Source organism: Hoeflea sp. 108, from assembly GCF_000372965.1.
In the GTDB taxonomy this organism is placed as follows: Bacteria; Pseudomonadota; Alphaproteobacteria; order Rhizobiales; family Rhizobiaceae; genus Aminobacter.
On record NZ_KB890024.1, the window covers coordinates 4,916,346 to 4,934,578 of the forward strand.

Annotated in this window: 17 protein-coding genes; 15 read left to right on the forward strand and 2 right to left on the reverse strand. The window is 64.5% G+C overall.

Features of this window, described 5'->3' with window-relative positions; all coding sequences use genetic code 11:
• Positions 1-141: 141 nt before the first annotated feature.
• The 7 genes from B015_RS0124475 (at position 142) to B015_RS0124505 (ending at position 7,131) form a co-directional block, all read left to right on the forward strand.
• Positions 142-1,197, forward strand: coding sequence for a dipeptidase (locus tag B015_RS0124475; protein WP_018430392.1), 1,056 nt, complete (start codon positions 142-144; stop codon positions 1,195-1,197).
• A 38-nt stretch (positions 1,198-1,235) separates the two neighbouring features.
• Entirely contained in the window at positions 1,236-2,876 is a 1,641-nt protein-coding gene (locus B015_RS0124480) for an ABC transporter substrate-binding protein (RefSeq protein WP_026227680.1), read from the forward strand.
• Positions 2,877-3,039: 163 nt separating this feature from the next.
• Positions 3,040-4,050, forward strand: coding sequence for an ABC transporter permease (locus B015_RS0124485; protein ID WP_085941135.1), 1,011 nt, complete (start codon positions 3,040-3,042; stop codon positions 4,048-4,050).
• Positions 4,047-4,964: a nickel transporter permease gene (gene nikC, locus B015_RS0124490; RefSeq protein WP_026227681.1), complete on the forward strand. Its 918-nt coding sequence runs from the start codon at positions 4,047-4,049 to the stop codon at positions 4,962-4,964. Before B015_RS0124485 ends, nikC begins: the two co-directional genes overlap by 4 nt.
• Complete coding sequence (locus B015_RS0124495) at positions 4,961-5,794, forward strand: ABC transporter ATP-binding protein (protein WP_018430396.1); 834 nt, start codon at positions 4,961-4,963, stop codon at positions 5,792-5,794. The genes nikC and B015_RS0124495 overlap by 4 nt, the downstream gene beginning before the upstream one ends.
• Complete coding sequence (locus tag B015_RS0124500) at positions 5,791-6,540, forward strand: ABC transporter ATP-binding protein (protein ID WP_026227682.1); 750 nt, start codon at positions 5,791-5,793, stop codon at positions 6,538-6,540. The genes B015_RS0124495 and B015_RS0124500 overlap by 4 nt, the downstream gene beginning before the upstream one ends.
• A gap of 150 nt (positions 6,541-6,690) precedes the next feature.
• On the forward strand, positions 6,691-7,131 hold the full coding sequence (locus B015_RS0124505; protein ID WP_026227683.1) for an RbsD/FucU domain-containing protein: 441 nt from the start codon (positions 6,691-6,693) through the stop codon (positions 7,129-7,131).
• A 152-nt stretch (positions 7,132-7,283) separates the two neighbouring features.
• Here B015_RS0124505 and B015_RS0124510 read toward each other — a convergent pair whose 3' ends face one another.
• On the reverse strand, positions 7,284-8,066 hold the full coding sequence (locus B015_RS0124510; protein WP_018430399.1) for an IclR family transcriptional regulator: 783 nt from the start codon (positions 8,064-8,066) through the stop codon (positions 7,284-7,286).
• 119 nt (positions 8,067-8,185) lie between these two features.
• On the opposite strand from B015_RS0124510, the gene B015_RS0124515 reads away from it, so the two are divergent.
• From B015_RS0124515 to B015_RS0124550, 8 genes are all read left to right on the forward strand, one after another.
• Positions 8,186-8,935, forward strand: coding sequence for an SDR family oxidoreductase (locus B015_RS0124515; protein ID WP_018430400.1), 750 nt, complete (start codon positions 8,186-8,188; stop codon positions 8,933-8,935).
• A gap of 14 nt (positions 8,936-8,949) precedes the next feature.
• A complete protein-coding gene (locus B015_RS0124520) occupies positions 8,950-9,834 on the forward strand; it encodes an amidohydrolase family protein (RefSeq protein WP_018430401.1) in 885 nt (294 codons plus the stop codon).
• A complete protein-coding gene (locus B015_RS0124525) occupies positions 9,831-11,360 on the forward strand; it encodes a sugar ABC transporter ATP-binding protein (protein WP_018430402.1) in 1,530 nt (509 codons plus the stop codon). The genes B015_RS0124520 and B015_RS0124525 overlap by 4 nt, the downstream gene beginning before the upstream one ends.
• A complete protein-coding gene (locus B015_RS0124530; protein ID WP_018430403.1) occupies positions 11,357-12,355 on the forward strand; it encodes an ABC transporter permease in 999 nt (332 codons plus the stop codon). Before B015_RS0124525 ends, B015_RS0124530 begins: the two co-directional genes overlap by 4 nt.
• Positions 12,356-12,454: 99 nt before the next feature.
• Positions 12,455-13,402: an ABC transporter substrate-binding protein gene (locus tag B015_RS0124535; protein ID WP_018430404.1), complete on the forward strand. Its 948-nt coding sequence runs from the start codon at positions 12,455-12,457 to the stop codon at positions 13,400-13,402.
• Positions 13,403-13,464: 62 nt separating this feature from the next.
• A complete protein-coding gene (locus tag B015_RS0124540; protein WP_018430405.1) occupies positions 13,465-14,319 on the forward strand; it encodes a fumarylacetoacetate hydrolase family protein in 855 nt (284 codons plus the stop codon).
• A gap of 115 nt (positions 14,320-14,434) precedes the next feature.
• Entirely contained in the window at positions 14,435-15,712 is a 1,278-nt protein-coding gene (locus B015_RS0124545; protein WP_018430406.1) for an L-fuconate dehydratase, read from the forward strand.
• Positions 15,713-15,723: 11 nt separating this feature from the next.
• Complete coding sequence (locus B015_RS0124550) at positions 15,724-16,500, forward strand: SDR family oxidoreductase (RefSeq protein ID WP_018430407.1); 777 nt, start codon at positions 15,724-15,726, stop codon at positions 16,498-16,500.
• Between the two features lie 71 nt (positions 16,501-16,571).
• On the opposite strand, the gene cls is transcribed toward B015_RS0124550, so the two are convergent.
• Positions 16,572-18,017, reverse strand: coding sequence for a cardiolipin synthase (gene cls / locus B015_RS0124555; protein WP_157632823.1), 1,446 nt, complete (start codon positions 18,015-18,017; stop codon positions 16,572-16,574).
• Positions 18,018-18,233: the final 216 nt, after the last annotated feature.

The window sequence follows — 18,233 nt, forward strand, 5'->3', positions numbered from 1 at the left end:
GGTCCAGGCATGGGTTAGTGTTGGTCCTGGGCATGCATTCCCCAGCGGAACCGGGGTTTCGGGCCTGGAGGCACGCCTTTCGGTATGTTGACTCGCCCGGCCTGTCATCCTTCAACTGCCCCCCACTGACAGGAGTGGGTAATGCAGGCAGTTTTCGACGGTCACAACGACGTGCTTTTCCGGTTGTGGCAGAATGCCGCCAAGGGCGCCGATCCAGTGTCCGAGTTCATCGAGGGCACCCATCAGGGCCACATCGACATGCCGCGCGCCGCAAAAGGCGGCCTAGCTGGCGGTCTCTGCGCCATCTACATCACCTCCGCCAGCATGCCCGACGAAGTACGTGACGAGAACGGCCACTATGCCATTCCTCTATGCAAGCCGCTAGAGCGCGCGCCGTCGCTCGACATCGCGCTCGACATGGCCTCGATTGCTTTCCGCGTCGAGCGCGCCGGCGGCTGGAAGATCTGCCGCAACGCCAAAGACATCGAGGCGGCCGAAGCCGAAGGCAAGTTTGCCGCCGTGCTGCACATGGAAGGCTGCGAGCCGATCGACGCCGATCTCGCGGCACTCGACGTGTTCTACGCCGCCGGCCTGCGCTCACTCGGCCCGGTGTGGAGCCGCAACACCGTCTTCGGCCATGGCGTGCCCTTCGCCTTCCCATCGAGCCCCGACACCGGCCCCGGCCTAACCGAAGCCGGCAAGCGGCTGGTCAAGGAATGCAACCGCATCGGCATCGCCATCGACCTCGCACACATCACCGAAAAGGGTTTCTGGGATGTCGCCAAGCTCTCGGACAAGCCGCTGATCGTCAGCCACTCCAACGTGCATGCGCTGACGCCGATCAGCCGCAACCTGACCGACAAGCAGTTCGACGCGGTCAAGGAGAGCAAGGGCGTGGTGGGCCTGAACTTCGCCGTCACCATGCTGCGCGAGGATGGCGCCAAGAGCGCCGACACCCCGCTCTCCGACATGATCCGCCACATCGACTATATGGTCGAGCGCATGGGCATCGACTGCGTGGCGCTTGGCTCCGACTTCGACGGCGCCACCATTCCGGCCGAGATCGGCGACGCCGCCGGCCTGCAGAAGCTCGTTGCCGCCCTCTCTGGTGCAGGTTACGGTGACGCCGACCTTAAGAAAATCTGCCGCGACAACTGGCTGAGGGTTCTGCGCTCGGCCTGGCATGAAGCGGCGTAACGACAAAAACACTTCGTCAACTTGGGGAACTGAAAGACATGTTTATCGGAAAAATGAACGGGCACTTCCGTCTGATGCTTGCTGGCGCAGCCCTGTCGGTCATGGCGCTTTCCGCGCCGGCACTGGCCGTCACGCCTGCCGACACGCTGGTCCAGGCCTGGGCCATCGACGACACCATCACGCTCGACCCGGCCGAGTCCTTCGAACTCAGCCCGGCCGAATTCCTTGGCAACGCCTATGACATGCTGGTGCGTCTCGACATCAACGACACCACCAAGGTACGTCCCGGCGTCGCTGAAAGCTGGACCGTCTCCGACGACGGCCTGACCTACACCTTCAAGCTCAAGCCAGGCCTGAAGTTCGCCTCGGGCAACCCGATCACTGCCAAGGACGTCGCCTGGTCGTTCGAGCGCGTCGTCAAGCTCGACAAGAGCCCGGCCTTCATTCTCACCCAGTTCGGCCTGACCAAGGACAACGTCACCGAAAAGGCCAAGGCCGCCGACGACAACACCTTCGTCTTCACCGTCGACAAGTCCTACGCGCCGTCCTTCGTGCTGAACTGCCTGACCGCCACCGTCGGCGCCGTCATGGACAGCAAGCTGGTGCTCGAGCACGTCGCTCCGGTCACGCCGACCGACGACTACAAGTTCGACAACGACTTCGGCAACGGCTGGCTGAAGACCGGCTATGCCGGCTCGGGTCCGTTCAAGATCCGCGACTGGCGCGCCAACGAGATCCTCGTCCTCGAACGCAACGACAACTATTACGGCGAAAAGGCAGCCCTTGCCCGCGTCATCTATCGTCACGTCAAGGAAAGCGCGACGCAGCGCCTGATGCTTGAGGCCGGCGACATCGACGTGGCCCGCAATCTCGAGCCGGGCGATCTCGAAGCCATCTCCAAGAAGGCCGACCTGACCACCACCAGCGCGCCCAAGGGCACGGTCTACTACATCAGCATGAACCAGAAGAACCCGAACCTGGCGAAGCCCGAAGTGCGCCAAGCGTTGAAGTATCTGGTCGACTACGACGCCATTGGTTCGACCCTGATCAAGGGCATCGGCGAGATCCGCCAGACCTACCAGGCCAAGGGCGTGCTCGGCGCACTCGACTCCAACCCCTTCACATTCGACGTCGCCAAGGCCAAGGAACTGCTCGAAAAGGCAGGGCTGAAGGACGGCTTCACCGTCACCATGGACGTACGCAACACCCAACCGGTGACCGGCATCGCCGAGTCCTTCCAGCAGACCGTCGGCCAGGCCGGCATCAAGCTCGAGATCATCCCCGGCGACGGCAAGCAGACGCTGACCAAGTACCGCGCCCGCAACCACGACATGTATATCGGTCAGTGGGGCATGGATTATTGGGATCCGAACTCCAACGCCGAGACCTTCACCTCCAACCCGAACAATGCCGACGACGGGACGGTGAAGACGCTGGCCTGGCGCAACGCCTGGGACGTGCCGGAGCTGACCGAGAAGACCAAGGCCGCCTTGCTTGAGCGCGACAACGATAAGCGCGCCACGATGTACAAGGAACTGCAGCAGGCAGCCCTCGACACCAGCCCGTTCGTCCTCGTCTTCCAGCAGACCGAGGTCGCCGGCCTGCGCGGCAACGTCAAGAACTACAAGCTCGGGCCGAATTTCGACTCGAATTTCGTCGCTCCCGTGACCAAGGAATGATCCTTCGCGACGGCGCGTCCTCAGGGCGCGCCAAGCACCGCTGTAACCATGCGAGTCTGCGCATGACCTCCGACCTCAGGGGGTCGTGCGCAAAAGGATCTGACCATTGAGCACCGCTGACACACAGACGCCAGCGAGGCGCGCCAACCGGCGCGCCTCCGCCATTCTCAAGGCGGTCGCCAGTTTCCTGGTGATCGTTGGCACCACCTATCTCGGTCTTCTCGCCGTGACCTTCTTCATCGGCCGCGTCGTGCCCATCGATCCCGTGCTCGCCATCGTCGGCGACCGCGCGCCGGCGCATGTCGTCGAGCGCACGCGCATCGAGATGGGTTTCAACCTGCCCTACTACCAGCAGTTCTATCTCTACGTGAAAGGCGTGCTGTCAGGGGATTTCGGCACTTCGGTGCTGACCACAAATCCCGTCATGGCCGACATCCGCCGCGTCTTTCCGGCAACGATGGAACTCGCCACCCTCGGCACGATCATCGGTGCTGCCGTCGGCATTCCGCTCGGCGTGCTGGCCGCGGTCAAGCGCGACAGCCTCGCCGACCAGATCGTCCGCATCATCGGCCTCATCGGCTATTCGGTGCCGATCTTCTGGCTCGGCCTCCTGGCGCTGTTGGTGTTCTACGCGCGCCTCGGCTGGACTGCCGGCCCCGGCCGCATCGACGTGGTGTTCGAATACACCTTCACCCCGATCACCGGCTTCTTCCTGCTCGACGCGATGCTCAATCGCGACTGGACCGCCTTCAAGGATATCTTCGCCCACATCATCCTGCCGGCCTCGCTGCTTGGCTATTTCTCGCTCGCTTATATCAGCCGCATGACGCGCTCCTTCATGCTGAACGAGCTGAGCCAGGAGTACATCGTCGCAGCGCGCGCCAAGGGCCTGTCCGAGCGCCGCATCATCTGGGGCCACGCGCTGCGCAACGCCGCCGTGCCGCTGGTGACAGTCATTGCGCTTTCTTATGCCGGCCTGCTCGAAGGCTCGGTGCTGACCGAGACGGTCTTCGCCTGGCCCGGCCTAGGCCTCTACATCACCAACTCGCTGCAGAATGCCGACATGAACGCGGTGCTCGGCGGCACTATCGTCATCGGTTCGGTCTTCATCGGCATCAACCTGCTGTCGGACCTGCTCTACCGCATGCTCGACCCGAGGACGCGCATCCGATGAGTGACACCGCTATGACCCGCCGCGAATGGCTTCTCACCGACCGGCCGCAATCGCGGACGCAAGCCCGACTTGGCCGCGCCTATCTCACCTGGCAGCGCTTTGCGGCCAACAAGCTGGCTCTCATCGGCATGCTGATGATCTTCGGCCTGCTGTTCGTGGCGGCCTTCGCGCCGCTGCTGGCGCCCTATTCGCCCTACATCGGCGACCTCAAGAACGCCCGCCTGCTGCCACCGAGCTCTACCTACTGGCTCGGCACCGACGACCAGGGCCGCGACATCCTCTCGCGCCTGATCTACGGTTCGCGCCTGACGCTGCAGGTGGTGGTGCTGGTCGCCGTCATCGCCGCCCCCATCGGCCTGCTGGTCGGCACGGTCGCCGGCTATGCCGGCGGCTGGGTCGACGCGGTGCTGATGCGCATCACCGACATCTTCCTCGCCTTCCCCAAGCTGGTGCTGGCGCTGGCCTTCGTCGCGGCCCTCGGACCCGGCATCGGCAACGCCATCATCGCCATCGCGCTGACGTCATGGCCGCCCTATGCGCGCATTGCACGTGCCGAAACGCTGACCGTGCGCAACTCCGACTACATCGCCGCCGTCAAGCTGATGGGCGCCTCGCCGATGCGCATCGTGCTGCGCCACATCATGCCGCTCTGCATCTCCTCGCTGATCGTGCGCGTCACGCTCGACATGGCGGGCATCATCCTAACTGCCGCCGGTCTCGGCTTCCTCGGCCTAGGCGCCCAGCCGCCGCTGCCCGAATGGGGTGCGATGATCGCGTCTGGTCGTCGCTTCATCCTCGACCAGTGGTGGGTTGCCGCCGCACCCGGTGCCGCCATCCTCATCGTCAGCCTCGGTTTCAACCTGCTCGGCGACGGCCTGCGCGACGCCCTCGATCCCCGGAGCAGCGGCCAATGAGCGACCTGCTCCACGTCGAGGACCTGCGCGTCCAATTCCCCACCCGCTCCGGCACTGTACAGGCGGTGCGCGGCGTCACCTTCTCGCTCGGCCAGGAACGCCTGGGCATCGTCGGCGAGTCGGGTTCCGGCAAGTCGCAGACCGGCCGCGCCATCATGGGGCTCACGCCCGAGCATGCCCATATCTCGGCCAAGCGGCTGGAGTTCAGCGGCATCAATCTGCTCAAGGCCTCGGCCGGCGAGCGGCGGGCGCTGCGCGGCAAGCGCGTCGCCATGATCCTGCAGGACCCGAAATATTCGCTCGATCCGGTCATGACCATCGGCCGCCAGATCGTCGAAACGCTGAAGACACATGAGCGGGTCTCGACGTCGGAGGCGCGCTACAAGGCGCTCGACATGCTGGCTGCGGTCCAGATCCGCGATCCCAAGCGTGTCTTCGATCTCTATCCGCACGAAGTCTCAGGCGGCATGGGCCAGCGCGCCATGATCGCCATGATGCTGATCGCCGGCCCTGAACTTCTGATCGCCGATGAGCCGACCTCGGCGCTCGACGTCACCGTCCAGCTCGACATTCTGCGCATCCTCGACCGCCTCGTCATCGACCGCGGTATGGGCCTGGTCTTCATCTCGCACGACCTGCGCCTGGTCTCGACCTTCTGCGACCGCGTCATCGTCATGTATGCCGGCAAGATCGTCGAGGAGCTCAAGGCCTCGGAGCTGTCGCAGGCCCAACACCCCTATACGCAAGGCCTGCTCAACTGCATGCCCAGGATTGGCGCGAACAGGCATCCGCTGCCGGTGCTCGACCGCAAGCCGGAGTGGATGCTGTGACCCATGCCCTCTCAATCGACAGACTGCGCGTCGTCTATGACGACTTCATCGCCCTGAGGGATGTCAGCCTCACCGTCAACGCAGGCGAATCCTTCGGCCTGGTCGGCGAATCCGGCTCGGGCAAGTCGACGCTTCTGCGCGCCGTGGCCGGCCTCGCGCCCGTCTCCGGCGGCACCATCGACGTCTCCGGCCAGCGCCTCGGCAAGGTCAGGGACAAGACGTTCTACCGCCAGGTCCAGATGGTGTTCCAGGACCCTTACGGCTCGCTGCATCCGCGTCAGACGGTCGACCGGCTGCTGCTGGAGCCGCTCGACATCCATGGCTTCGGAGACACCGAAAAACGCATCCTGCGCGCCTTCGACGAGGTCGGCCTCGGTTCGAGTTTCCGGTTCCGCTATTCGCACCAGCTGTCGGGCGGCCAGCGCCAGCGCGTCGCCATTGCCCGTGCGCTGATCCTCGAACCGTCGATCCTGCTGCTCGACGAGCCGACCTCGGCCCTCGACGCCTCGGTCCAGGCCGAAGTGCTTAACCTGCTCGAACAGGTGCGCCGCGACCGCAAGCTCACCTTCATCATGGTCAGCCATGATCTTGGCGTCATCACCCATATGTGCGAACGCCTGATGGTCATGCAGGGCGGCCAGGAGGTCGAGCGGCTGCAGGCCGGCGACCTCGCCACGCGCAACGTGGCGCAGGACTACACGCGCAACCTGCTCGTCGCCTCCGAAGGTTTTGTGCGCGGCGCGTAGGCGATTCCGGGGCGACGGGAGCCATTTCCCGCCCGAAGGAAACGCAAGAACGGGCGGCTTGCGCGCGGCCTCACTTGCCTGCAATTCTGGGCCTGCAATTCTGGAGTGCAGGGGCAGCCGCTCCGCATCCTCAACCGCACAGGTGAAAAAATGCTCCTTGGCATCGACCCGCTGCTCGGCCCCGACGTCCTCTACGTGCTCCGCGCCATGGGGCACGGCGACGACCTGATCATTGCCGACGCCAATTTTCCGGCCGACGCGATGGCCAGGCAGACCGTCTTTGGCCGGCCGCTGCGCATCGATGGCGACATCGTCAGCGTCATGAAGGCTGTGCTGTCGGTGATGCCGGTCGACACCTTCGTCGACGACGCCTTCGGCCGCATGGAAGTGGTCGGCAAGCCGGACGAAATCCCCGAGGTCCAGCGCGAGGTCGGCAAGCTGATCGCGGACACGGCCACGAAGATGGTCGGCATCGAACGCTTCGCCTTCTACGAGCGCGCCAAGAAAGCCTACGCAGTCATCCAGACCCAGGAACGCCGCTTCTACGCCGACTTCGCCGTGCGCAAGGGCGTCGTGCCGCCGGGGGCGTGAGGTCCACCCTCATTGGCACAAGGCCAGCAATTCCCTTGAAGGGGGCGCAGCCGTCCCTCATTCGCCTGCCGGCACCTTCTCTCCGTCCTTACGGGTGAGGATGATGGGTTGCGCAGAACTCTCCGATGCTCAGAGCTAAAGCCCCTGCCCGCCTACGACAGCGACAGCTTCGCCGCCACATCCTTGAGCAGCGCCAGCGTCTGATCGATATCGGCCTGCCGGTCATCAAGCCGTTGTATGTAGGGACAGGTCAGCACCGCGATGGCAAATCCGTCGGACGACAGGATTGGCACCGAGATGTCCTCGATGGCCCGCATCTGCTGGCTCGGCCCAACACGGTGGCCCGTCTCGTGATAGGCCTTCAGCACCGGCTCCAGCTTTTCCCGCGCTTCGGCCATCGCAGTCCCCTCCCAGCGCGCAGCCGCCTCGGATTGCGAATGCTCGTCCTGGAAGGCCAGCAGGATGTGCCCTGAGCTGGTGGTCAGAAGATCGATGTGAGCACCGATGCGGATGCCGAATTCCCAGTTGCCGGGCGGGCTGGCATGCGCCACCACGAGCGCCGCGTCACGGTCGGGTGCCACCAGATGGCATGACTGGCCGGCGGCGATCGAGAACGCATCCATCAGCGGCTGGGCGCGGGCCACCAGACGGCGCACCGGCGGGTGGCGGTGGGCGAGGATGAACAGCTTCATCGTCAGCGCGTAGCGATCGCCCTCGGGCGAGCGGCTGACGAAATCGCGCGCCACCAGGCGTTCGAGCATGCGATAGACCTCGCTCGGTCCGCGCCCCATCGCCTCGCCGATCTCGGCGCGGGTCAGGCCGCCCGGCTGCTCCGACAGCAGCTCGAGAATGTCGAGCCCCTTGTCCAGTGCCGGCGCGCGGTAGCGCTCGTCCTTGTCCACGCTGTTGGCGGTCTTTGCCGGCCCTTTTGGCATGACGCGAAATCCTCCCGGTCGACCGGCTTCACGATTCCCCATTGCAAGGCCGGTTCATTTATGAATAGTATGTTCGTATATAGACAAGCGCAAGCAGTTTGCTGGGAGGAGCAACGGTTATGCGACTAAGCGGGAAACGCATTTTCATTTCCGCCGCTGCCCAGGGCATCGGCCGCGCCAGCGCGCTGGCCTGCGCCAATGAGGGCGCCCATGTCATTGCCACCGACATCAATGATGACGCGCTCGAAGCGCTTTCGGCCGAGCACAAGAACATCGAGGCACACCGTCTCGATGTGCGCGACGCGAAGGCCGTAGCAAGCTTCGCCGCCGGCCAGGCCCCGCTCGACGGGCTCTTCAACTGCGCCGGCTTCGTCCACAACGGCACGATCATGGACTGCAGCGACGAAGACTGGGATTTCAGCTTCGACCTCAACGTCAAGAGCATGTACCGCACCACCAAGGCGTTCCTGCCCGGCATGCTCGAACGTGCCCAAGAGACCGGCGCGGTGTCGATCCTCAACATGGCCTCCATGGCCTCATCGATCAAAGGCTTCCCCAACCGGCTGCTCTACGGCGCCACCAAGGCAGCCGTGATCGGCTTCACCAAGGGCATGGCTGCCGACTATGTGCGCCGCGGCGTCCGCTGCAACGCGCTCTGCCCCGGCACCGTCGACACCCCCTCGCTGCGCGGCCGCATCGCCACCGCCGCCGATCCGGTGCAGGCCGAGAAGGACTTTATCGCCCGCCAGCCCATCGGCCGGCTCGCCACCGTCGACGATATCGCGCCGCTGGTCGTCTACCTGTTGTCCGACGAGTCGCGCTTCGTCACCGGCCAAGCGGTCCTGGTCGACGGCGGCGTCACGATTTAGGCGGAGCGGCGGCCATGATCGCAAGGATCGACGGCCACTGCCACTACTGGGCGCTCCAGCGCGGCGACTATGACTGGCTGACACCAGACGCCGCTCATCTCGCCCCGATCTACCGCAACTTCGGCGCAGTCGACATGCGCCCGTTGGCGCGGGCCGCCGGTATCGCCAGGCGCATCCTCGTCCAGGCAGCGCCAACGGTAGCCGAAACGCAGTTCCTGCTCGACCAGGGCCGCGACGACACTGATGTCGCCGGTATCGTCGGCTGGGTCGACCTGTCGTCTTCAGACAGCGTAACCACCCTCGAACGTTTCGCCGCCAATCCGATTTTCAAAGGCGTGCGGCCGATGCTGCAGGATCTTGATGACGTCAACTGGATCGCCACCCGCCCGAACGCAAAAACCGTTGCCGCGCTGAAGCATCTTGGCTTGCGTTTCGATGCGCTGGTGCTGCCCCAGCATCTCGAGTCGCTCCGGCGCTTCGTCGAGATGCATCCTGACCTGCCGGTCGTCATCGACCATGCCGCCAAGCCCGCCTTCGCCGCTCCCACCGATGACCCGCGCCACGCGCTGTGGAAGCTCGGCATGGCCGAACTGTCGGGCCATCCGCATCTCTGCTGCAAGCTCTCGGGCCTGCTAACCGAACTGCCGGCCGAAAGCCGGTCGACGCCCGAGGCGGCGGTGGCTGCCTTGCGCCCCACCGTCGACGACCTGCTCAGCTGGTTCGGGCCGGATCGGCTGATCTGGGGCTCGGACTGGCCGGTGCTGACGCTGGCCGCCCCGTTCGCCTTCTGGGACGAGGTCACCGCCCGCCTGCTCGATGGCCTCGGCCAGTCGGAGCGTGCGGCGATCCTCGGCGGCACGGCAGCCCATTTCTACGGCATCGAGGGAGGCCGCACATGACCGCCCTCGTTGCGATGAAGGACATCGAAAAATCCTTCCCCGGCGTGCGCGCCTTGCACAATGCCCAGCTCGACCTGCGCCCGGGCGAGGTCCATGCGCTGATGGGCGAAAACGGCGCCGGCAAGTCGACGATGATGAAGATCCTCGCCGGCATCTATCGCCGTGACGGCGGCGAGATCCTGCTCGACGGCAAGCCGGTCGAAATCAACTCGCCGCGCCAGGCGCAAGACCTCGGCATTGGCATCATCCACCAGGAACTCAATCTGATGCCGCATCTGACGGCGGCGCAGAACATCTTCATCGGCCGTGAGCCGCGCAAGGTCGGCGGCCTGTTGCTCGACGAAGCCAGGCTCAACGCCGATGCCGCCGAGATCTTTGCCTCGATGCATCTCAAGCTCGACCCGCGCACGCCGGTCGGCGGGCTGACGATCGCTCGCCAGCAGATGGTCGAGATCGCCAAGGCGCTGTCCTACCGCTCGCGTGTGCTGATCATGGACGAGCCGACGGCAGCCCTGAACGACGCCGAGATCAACGAGCTCTTCGCCATCATCGCAAGGCTCAAGGCCGAGGGCGTCGGCATCGTCTACATCTCCCACAAGATGGATGAGCTGAAGCGCATCGCCGACCGCGTGACCGTCATGCGCGACGGCGAATACATCGGTACCGTTCCCGCAGCCGAGACCCCGGTCGAAAAGATCATCGCCATGATGGTTGGCCGCGCGCTGTCGGACGAACGCCCAGTCGTGCCCGACCATTCCAATTCCGAGGTCGTGCTCGAGGTCAGGAACATCAGCCGAGGCAGCGAGATCCGCGACGTCTCCTTCTCGGTCCGCAAGGGCGAGATCCTCGGCTTCGCCGGCTTGATGGGTGCTGGCCGCACCGAAGTGGCGCGCGCCATCTTCGGCGCCGACCGTCGCGACCACGGAGACGTCTTCATGCACGGCAAGAAGATCGACATCCGCAAGCCCGAGGACGCGGTGCGCGCCGGCATCGGCTACCTCTCGGAGGATCGCAAGCATTTCGGCCTCGCCACCGGCATGGACGTGCGCAACAACGTCGTGCTCGCGAGCCTTTCCCGCTTTGCCGGCCCCGGCGGCCTGCTCAGGGAAGCGGCCATGCAGCAGGCCGCCGTCCGCTACATCGACCAGCTCGCCATCAAGACGCCGTCCGACCGCCAGGAAGTGCGCCTGCTCTCAGGCGGCAACCAGCAGAAGATCGTCATCGCCAAATGGCTGCTGCGCGACTGCGAGGTGCTGATCTTCGACGAGCCGACGCGCGGCATCGACGTCGGCGCCAAGAACGAGATCTACAAGCTCTTGAACGCGCTGGCCCAGCAGGGCCGCGCCATCATCGTCATCTCCTCCGAGCTGCCCGAAGTGCTGAGGCTCAGCCACCGCATCGCCGTCATGTGCGAAGGCCGGCTGACCGGCATCCTGCCTTCCGGCGCCTCGCAGGAGGAGATCATGCATCTCGCCACGTTGAGGGGCGAGCAAAACAATAAGCCGGCAAAGGGAGAGGCCAAATGAGTGCGACAGCATCGACCGCGAACGTCTCGACAGGCGCCCGCTTCTCGGGCGCGCAGCACCGGCTTCTGGCCTTCGCCAGCCTGATTGCACTGGTCGTCGTCTTCTCCATTGCCTCGCCCAATTTCATGCAGACGTCCAACATCATCGCCATCCTGCAGGCGACGTCGGTCAACGGCGTGCTGGCGATCGCCGCGACCCTTGTCATCATCACAGGCGGCATCGACCTGTCGGTCGGCACGCTGATGACCTTCTGCGCCGTCTGTGCGGGCGTGGTGCTGACCTTCTGGGGCATGCCGCTCGGCCTCGGCGTGCTGGCCGCGATCCTCGCGGGCGCCTGCAGTGGTACTCTATCCGGCACCTTCGTCGCCAAACTCAAGATCCCGCCCTTCATCGCCACGCTCGGCATGATGCTGATCCTCAAGGGCCTGTCGCTGGTGATCTCCGGTACGCGGCCGATCTATTTCAACAACACGCCCGGCTTCACCCAGATCTCGCAAGGCTCGTTGATCGGCACCGTCCTCCCAAGCCTGCCCATCCCCAACGGCGTGCTGATCCTGTTCCTGGTCGCCATCGCGACGAGCTTCGTCCTCGAGCGCACGATTCTCGGCCGCTTCACCTTCGCACTCGGTTCGAACGAGGAAGCGGTCAGGCTTTCGGGCGTCAACACCGACCGCTGGAAGATCGCCGTCTACGCGCTTGCCGGCTCGATCTGCGGCATCGCCGGCCTGCTCATCGCCTCGCGCCTCAACTCGGCCCAGCCCGCCCTCGGCCAGGGCTACGAACTTGACGCCATCGCAGCCGTCGTCATCGGCGGCACCTCGCTCTCGGGCGGCCGCGGCACCATCATCGGCACGCTCATCGGCGCACTCATCATCTCCGTGCTCGCCAATGGCCTGCGCATCCTTTCGGTCGCCCAGGAATGGCAGACCGTGGTCACCGGCTCGATCATCATTCTCGCCGTCTACACCGACATTCTGCGGCGCCGCAGGCTTTGAGGAAGGCTTGCTTCGCGCAGCCCGTTGCTGCGCCAACACCAAGAAGAGAGCGAACACGCTCCAGGCAATTCGCATCGAAAATGAACATCAGGAGGAAACATGTTCACTAGACGCACCGTGCTCGGCGCCATTAGCGCTGCAGCCATCCTGGGCTACGGCTCGAGCTTCGCGCTGGCCCAGGACAAGATGTACATCCCGCTGATCTCCAAGGGCTTCCAGCATCAGTTCTGGCAGGCCGTGAAGGCCGGCGCAGATAAGGCTGCCGCCGATCTCGGCGTCACCGTCACCTTCGAAGGCCCGGATTCGGAATCGCAGGTCGACCGCCAGATCGACATGCTGGCGGCAGCCCTTGCAAAGAAGCCGGCAGCCATCGGCTTCGCCGCGCTCGACAGCCAGGCAGCGATCCCGCTCCTGCAACAGGCCAAGGACGCCAAGATCCCTGTCGTCGCCTTCGACTCCGGTGTCGATAGCGACATCCCGGTGGCCACCGCCTCGACCAACAACATCGCTGCCGCAGCCCTTGCCGCCGACAAGATGGCCGAGCTGATCGGCGACGAAGGCAAGGTCGCGCTCGTCGTCCACGACCAGACCAGCCGCACCGGCATCGACCGCCGCGACGGATTCGTCAACCGCATGAAGGAAGCCCACCCGAAGGTCGAGATCGTCGCAATCGAATATGGCGAGGGCGACCATCTCAAGTCGACCGAAATCACCAAGGCGATCCTGCAGGCCAACCCCGACCTCAAGGGCATGTTCGGCGCCAACGAGGGCTCGGCCATCGGCGTCGTCAACGGCGCCAAGGAACTGGGCCGCAAGCTCGTCATCATCGGCTACGACTCGGGCGCCCAGCAGAAGGCGGCGATCCGCGACGGCCAGATGGCCGGCGCCATCACCCAGAACCCCGTCGGCATCGGCTACAAGACCGTCGAGGCCGCGGTGAAGGCGGCCAAGGGTGAAGCGGTCGAAAAGCACATCGACACCGGCTTCTACTATTACGACAAGTCGAACATCGATAAGCCAGAGATCGCTGCAGTCCTCTACGACTGACGCATCCAATCCACCGGAGGCGGCCCGCCGCCTCCGGCCTCTTCCAACCAAGGTGACACCAGATGAAACTGCTCCGCTATGGCCCCAAGGGCAATGAAAAGCCAGGCCTGCTCGACGCCTCCGGCCGCGTCCGCGACCTCTCAGGCACCGTCGATGACATTGCCGGCAACGTGCTTTCGCCCGAAGGCCTCGCCCGCCTGCGCGGCATCGACCTCGAGACGCTGCCGTTGGTAGCCGGGACGCCGCAGCAAGACCTGCGCCTCGGCGCCTGCGTCGGCCGCATCGGCAAGTTCATCTGCATCGGCCTCAACTATGCCGACCACGCCGCGGAAACGGGTGCTGCCATCCCCGCCGAACCCATCGTCTTCAACAAGTGGACCTCGGCCATCGTCGGTCCCGACGACGACGTCGAAATCCCGCGCAATTCGGTCAAGACCGACTGGGAGGTCGAACTCGGCGTCGTTATCGGCAAGCCCGGACGTTACATCGACGAGGCCGACGCCATGAGCCACGTCGCCGGCTATTGCGTCGTCAACGACGTTTCCGAACGCGAGTTCCAGATCGAGCGCGGCGGCACCTGGGACAAAGGCAAGGGCTGCGACACCTTCGGCCCGACGGGCCCCTGGATGGTCACCGCTGACGAGGTCGCCGACCCGCAGAACCTCAAGATGTGGCTCGACGTTGACGGCAAACGCTTCCAGGACGGCTCGACAAAGACCATGATTTTCTCTGTCCAGCAGGTGGTCGCCTATCTCAGCCGCTTCATGAGCCTGCAGGCCGGCGACGTCATCTCCACCGGCACGCCGCCCGGCGTCGGCCTTGGGCAGAAGCCTCCCGTCTATCTCAAGCCGGGCCAGACGATGACCCTTGGCATCGAAGGCCTGGGCACGCAGAGGCAGCGCGTCGTCGCCGCCTGAACCCTTGGAGCGGGATAGCACCTCCCCAAGCCGCCATCCCGCTCTCGTTTCATCCGCATGAACTCAGCCGAAAGGTCCCCAGCCTTTCGGGCTCATGCCCAGAGGACCCACGACCATGACCAGAATCATCGACATGCGGGTGCTCGACCTGCGTTTCCCGACATCGCAGCATCTCGACGGTTCCGACGCGATGAACCCGGACCCCGATTATTCGGCGGCCTATGTCATCCTGAAGACCGACACGCCCGGCATCGAAGGTCATGGCCTGACCTTCACCATCGGCCGAGGCAACGAAATCTGCTGCGCGGCGATCGAGGCGATGCGCCACCTGGTCGTCGGTCTGGACATGAACAAGGTCACCGAAAACATGGGGGCTTTCTGGCGCCATGTCACCTCAGACAGCCAGCTACGCTGGATCGGGCCCGACAAGGGCGCAATCCACCTGGCCACGGGTGCTGTCGTCAACGCCGTCTGGGACATCTGGGCAAAGATGGTGGGCAAGCCGGTGTGGAAGCTGGTCGCCGACATGTCGCCGGAAGAACTCGTCCGCTGCATCGACTTCCGCTACATCACCGATTGCATCACCCCTGACGAAGCGCTCGCCATGCTGCGCGAAAAGGCACCCGGCAAGGCCGAGCGCATGGAAACCCTCGAGCGCGAAGGCTACCCCTGCTACACCACCTCGGCCGGCTGGCTCGGTTATGGCGATGAGAAGCTGCGCCGGCTCTGCCAGGAAGCGGTCGACGCCGGCTTCAACCACGTCAAGCTCAAGGTCGGCCGGGACAAGGCCGACGACATCAGGCGCCTGCGCATCGCCCGTGAGGTGCTCGGTCCCGACCGCCAGCTGATGATCGACGCCAACCAGGTCTGGGAGGTCGGCCAGGCCATCGACTGGGTGCGCGACCTCGCCTTCGCCAAGCCGTGGTTCATCGAGGAGCCGACCAACCCCGATGACGTCGAGGGCCACCGCAAGATCCGCGAAGGCGTCGCACCGGTTCAGGTCGCAACCGGCGAGATGTGCCAGAACCGCATCATGTTCAAGCAGTTCATCATGCGCGGTGCCATCGACGTGGTGCAGATCGATTCCTGCCGTCTCGGCGGCGTCAACGAAATCCTTGCCGTGCTGTTGATGGCAGCAAAGTACAACCTGCTCGTCTGCCCGCATGCCGGTGGCGTCGGCCTGTGCGAATATGTCCAGCACCTGTCGATGATCGACTATGTCTGCATTGCCGGAACCCGCGAGGGCCGCGTGGTCGAATATGTCGACCACCTGCACGAGCACTTCAAGGAACCCTGCGTTGTCAGCAACGCCGCCTACATGCCGCCATCGGCACCCGGCTTCTCCATCGAGATGAAGCCGGCGACGCTCGAAGATTTTCAGTTCAGGGGCTAACGGAGGCTGCGATGGAGCTCGGCCTTAGGGACAAAGTAATCATCGTCACCGGCGGCGGTGCCGGCATCGGCGGCGCGGTCACGCTCGGCCTTGCCGCCGAGGGCGCCATCCCTGTCGTCTTCGGCCGCAGCCCGCTGGCTGAAGACTTCGCCGCGAAGCTGAAGGCAGCATCACCGCGCTCGATCTTCGTCCAGATCGAGCTGATGCACGACCCGGAGATCGCCACTACGGTCGAACAGGTGGCAAAAACCTTCGGCCGCATCGACGGGCTGGTCAACAACGCCGGCATCAATGACGGCATCGATCTCGCGGCCGGCCCGGACGCCTTCCGCGAGTCGCTCGAGCGCAATCTGATCCACTACTACACCACAGCCCACCACTGCCTGCCGTGGCTGAGAAAATCGCGCGGCTCGATCGTCAACGTATCGTCCAAGACGGCATTGACCGGCCAGGGCAGCACCAGCGGCTATACCGCCGCCAAGGGCGCGCAGCTGTCGCTGACCCGTGAATGGGCCGCCGCCCTGCGCGGCGACGGCATCCGCGTCAACGCGGTCATTCCGGCAGAGGTGATGACGCCGCTCTACGAGAAGTGGCTGAAGACCTTCGACGATCCCGAAGCACGACTTGAAGAGATCACCCGCCGCATCCCGCTCGGGCAGCGCATGACGACGTCGGAGGAGATCGCCGATACCATCATCTTCCTGCTCTCCGACAAGGCCAGCCACACCACCGGCCAGTGGCTGTTCGTCGACGGCGGCTACACCCACCTCGACCGCGCGCTGGATTGACCTCGGGCCAAGCAATTCCAGAAAAAATGTGAAGCGCATTTCCGTCTGGAATTGGCCAAGAACAAAGTGCGCTAAAGCACCGGTCCAAGCATGGCGATGGCGTTGTTCCAGACCTGGCGCGACCTGCTCCACTTGGCGACCATGCGATCGCTGATGAAGACCGACGACTCGATATAGTTCTGCTGCCGCGCCCGCACCTCGCTGGTCACGTTGATGTCGTGCAGCAAGATGTTGTTCTCGAAATTCAGCTCGAAACTGCGCCGATCGAGATTGGCCGAACCGATCAGCGTCACCTCGCCATCGACGGTCAGCGTCTTGGAATGCAGCAGCCCGCCTTCATATTCGTGGATGTTTACGCCGGCATCGAGCAGCTCGCGATAGTAGCTGCGGCTCGCGGCGGCGACGATCCAGGAATCGTTGCGGCGGGGAAAGACGATCGTCGTTTCGACGCCGCGATGGGCGCAAGCGCAAAGCGCTGCCTGGATCGGCTCGTCCGGCACATAGTAGGGCGTGGTGACAATAAGCTCTCGCCGCGCCGAATTCATCAGGGCGATGAACATTTCCGGCATGGCCGAATAACGCACGGCAGCCCCCGTCCCCACCACCTGCGCCGTGAAACCGGGGCCGGCAAGCAGGTTCACCGCCCGCAGCAACGGGCTCAGGTCTTCCTTGACATGGGCCATCCAGTCGCTGGCGAACAGGTGCTGGTTCTGCCGCACCACCGGCCCCTCGAAGCGCATCATCACATCGACCCACGGCGCATAGTCTGCCTTGATGGCGAAGGCCGGGTCGGCGCAGTTCTGGCTGCCACAATAGGTGACGCGGTTGTCGACAACGGCGATCTTGCGGTGATTGCGCATGTCGATGCGCCCCTTGAGCGGGCGCAGCAGCGGATTGCCCACCGGGAGCGCCCGCGCCAGCTTCACCTTCGCGGCCGCCATCGCCTGCCAGTGCTCCGAGCGCAGCAGAAGGCGCGAGCCGATGTCGTCGACAATCACCCGGCAGGTCACGCCGCGCCTCGCCGCGCGCTTGACCGCTTCGACCATCTTCAGCCCGTTGGTGTCGGGCAGCCAGATGTAGAATAGCAGGTGCACATGGTCGGTGGCGGCGTCGATGTCGGCCACCATCGCATCGATCGCCTTGTCGGAATCGGCCATCAGTTGCGCCTTGTTGCCGCCGACCGCTGGATAGTTGCTGATCGACTGGCCAACCCGGAACAGCGGCGCATAGCGCTCGGGGATCGGCGGCTGTCCCTCGGACAAGCCCATTTCCGTAAGCGAAGGCAAGCGCTTCAGCGCATCGCGCAGCCGCGCAATACGGCGACGGCCGACATTGGTGTTGCCGAACAGGATGTAGGCAGCCACACCGACGATGGGCGCGACGATGATCACCACCACCCATGCCAGGCGCGAAGCCGGCTCACGATGCGGACGCAACAGCGCGCGGATGCAGTAGAAAACCTGCAGCGCTATCGGCAGCACGACCAGCGCCCAGCCCATGTAACCAGATGTGCTCATCCAGCCTCCGGCCTCCAAGGGAAGACGCCAACCCATAGCAGATTGTTACCGCGACAAGCCACTTGTAGGAGCTCGGTCTTGCCTGTCATGCTGCCGGCCGGGCGAAACCGCAATCAGGATGGGTGCCTTGCGATTATTTCCCGCAATGGTTGTTGATATTGCCCCTTCTTGATGCAATGTGCCGCCGCGACCAGACGCCTTGCCCTGCCCGGCCTT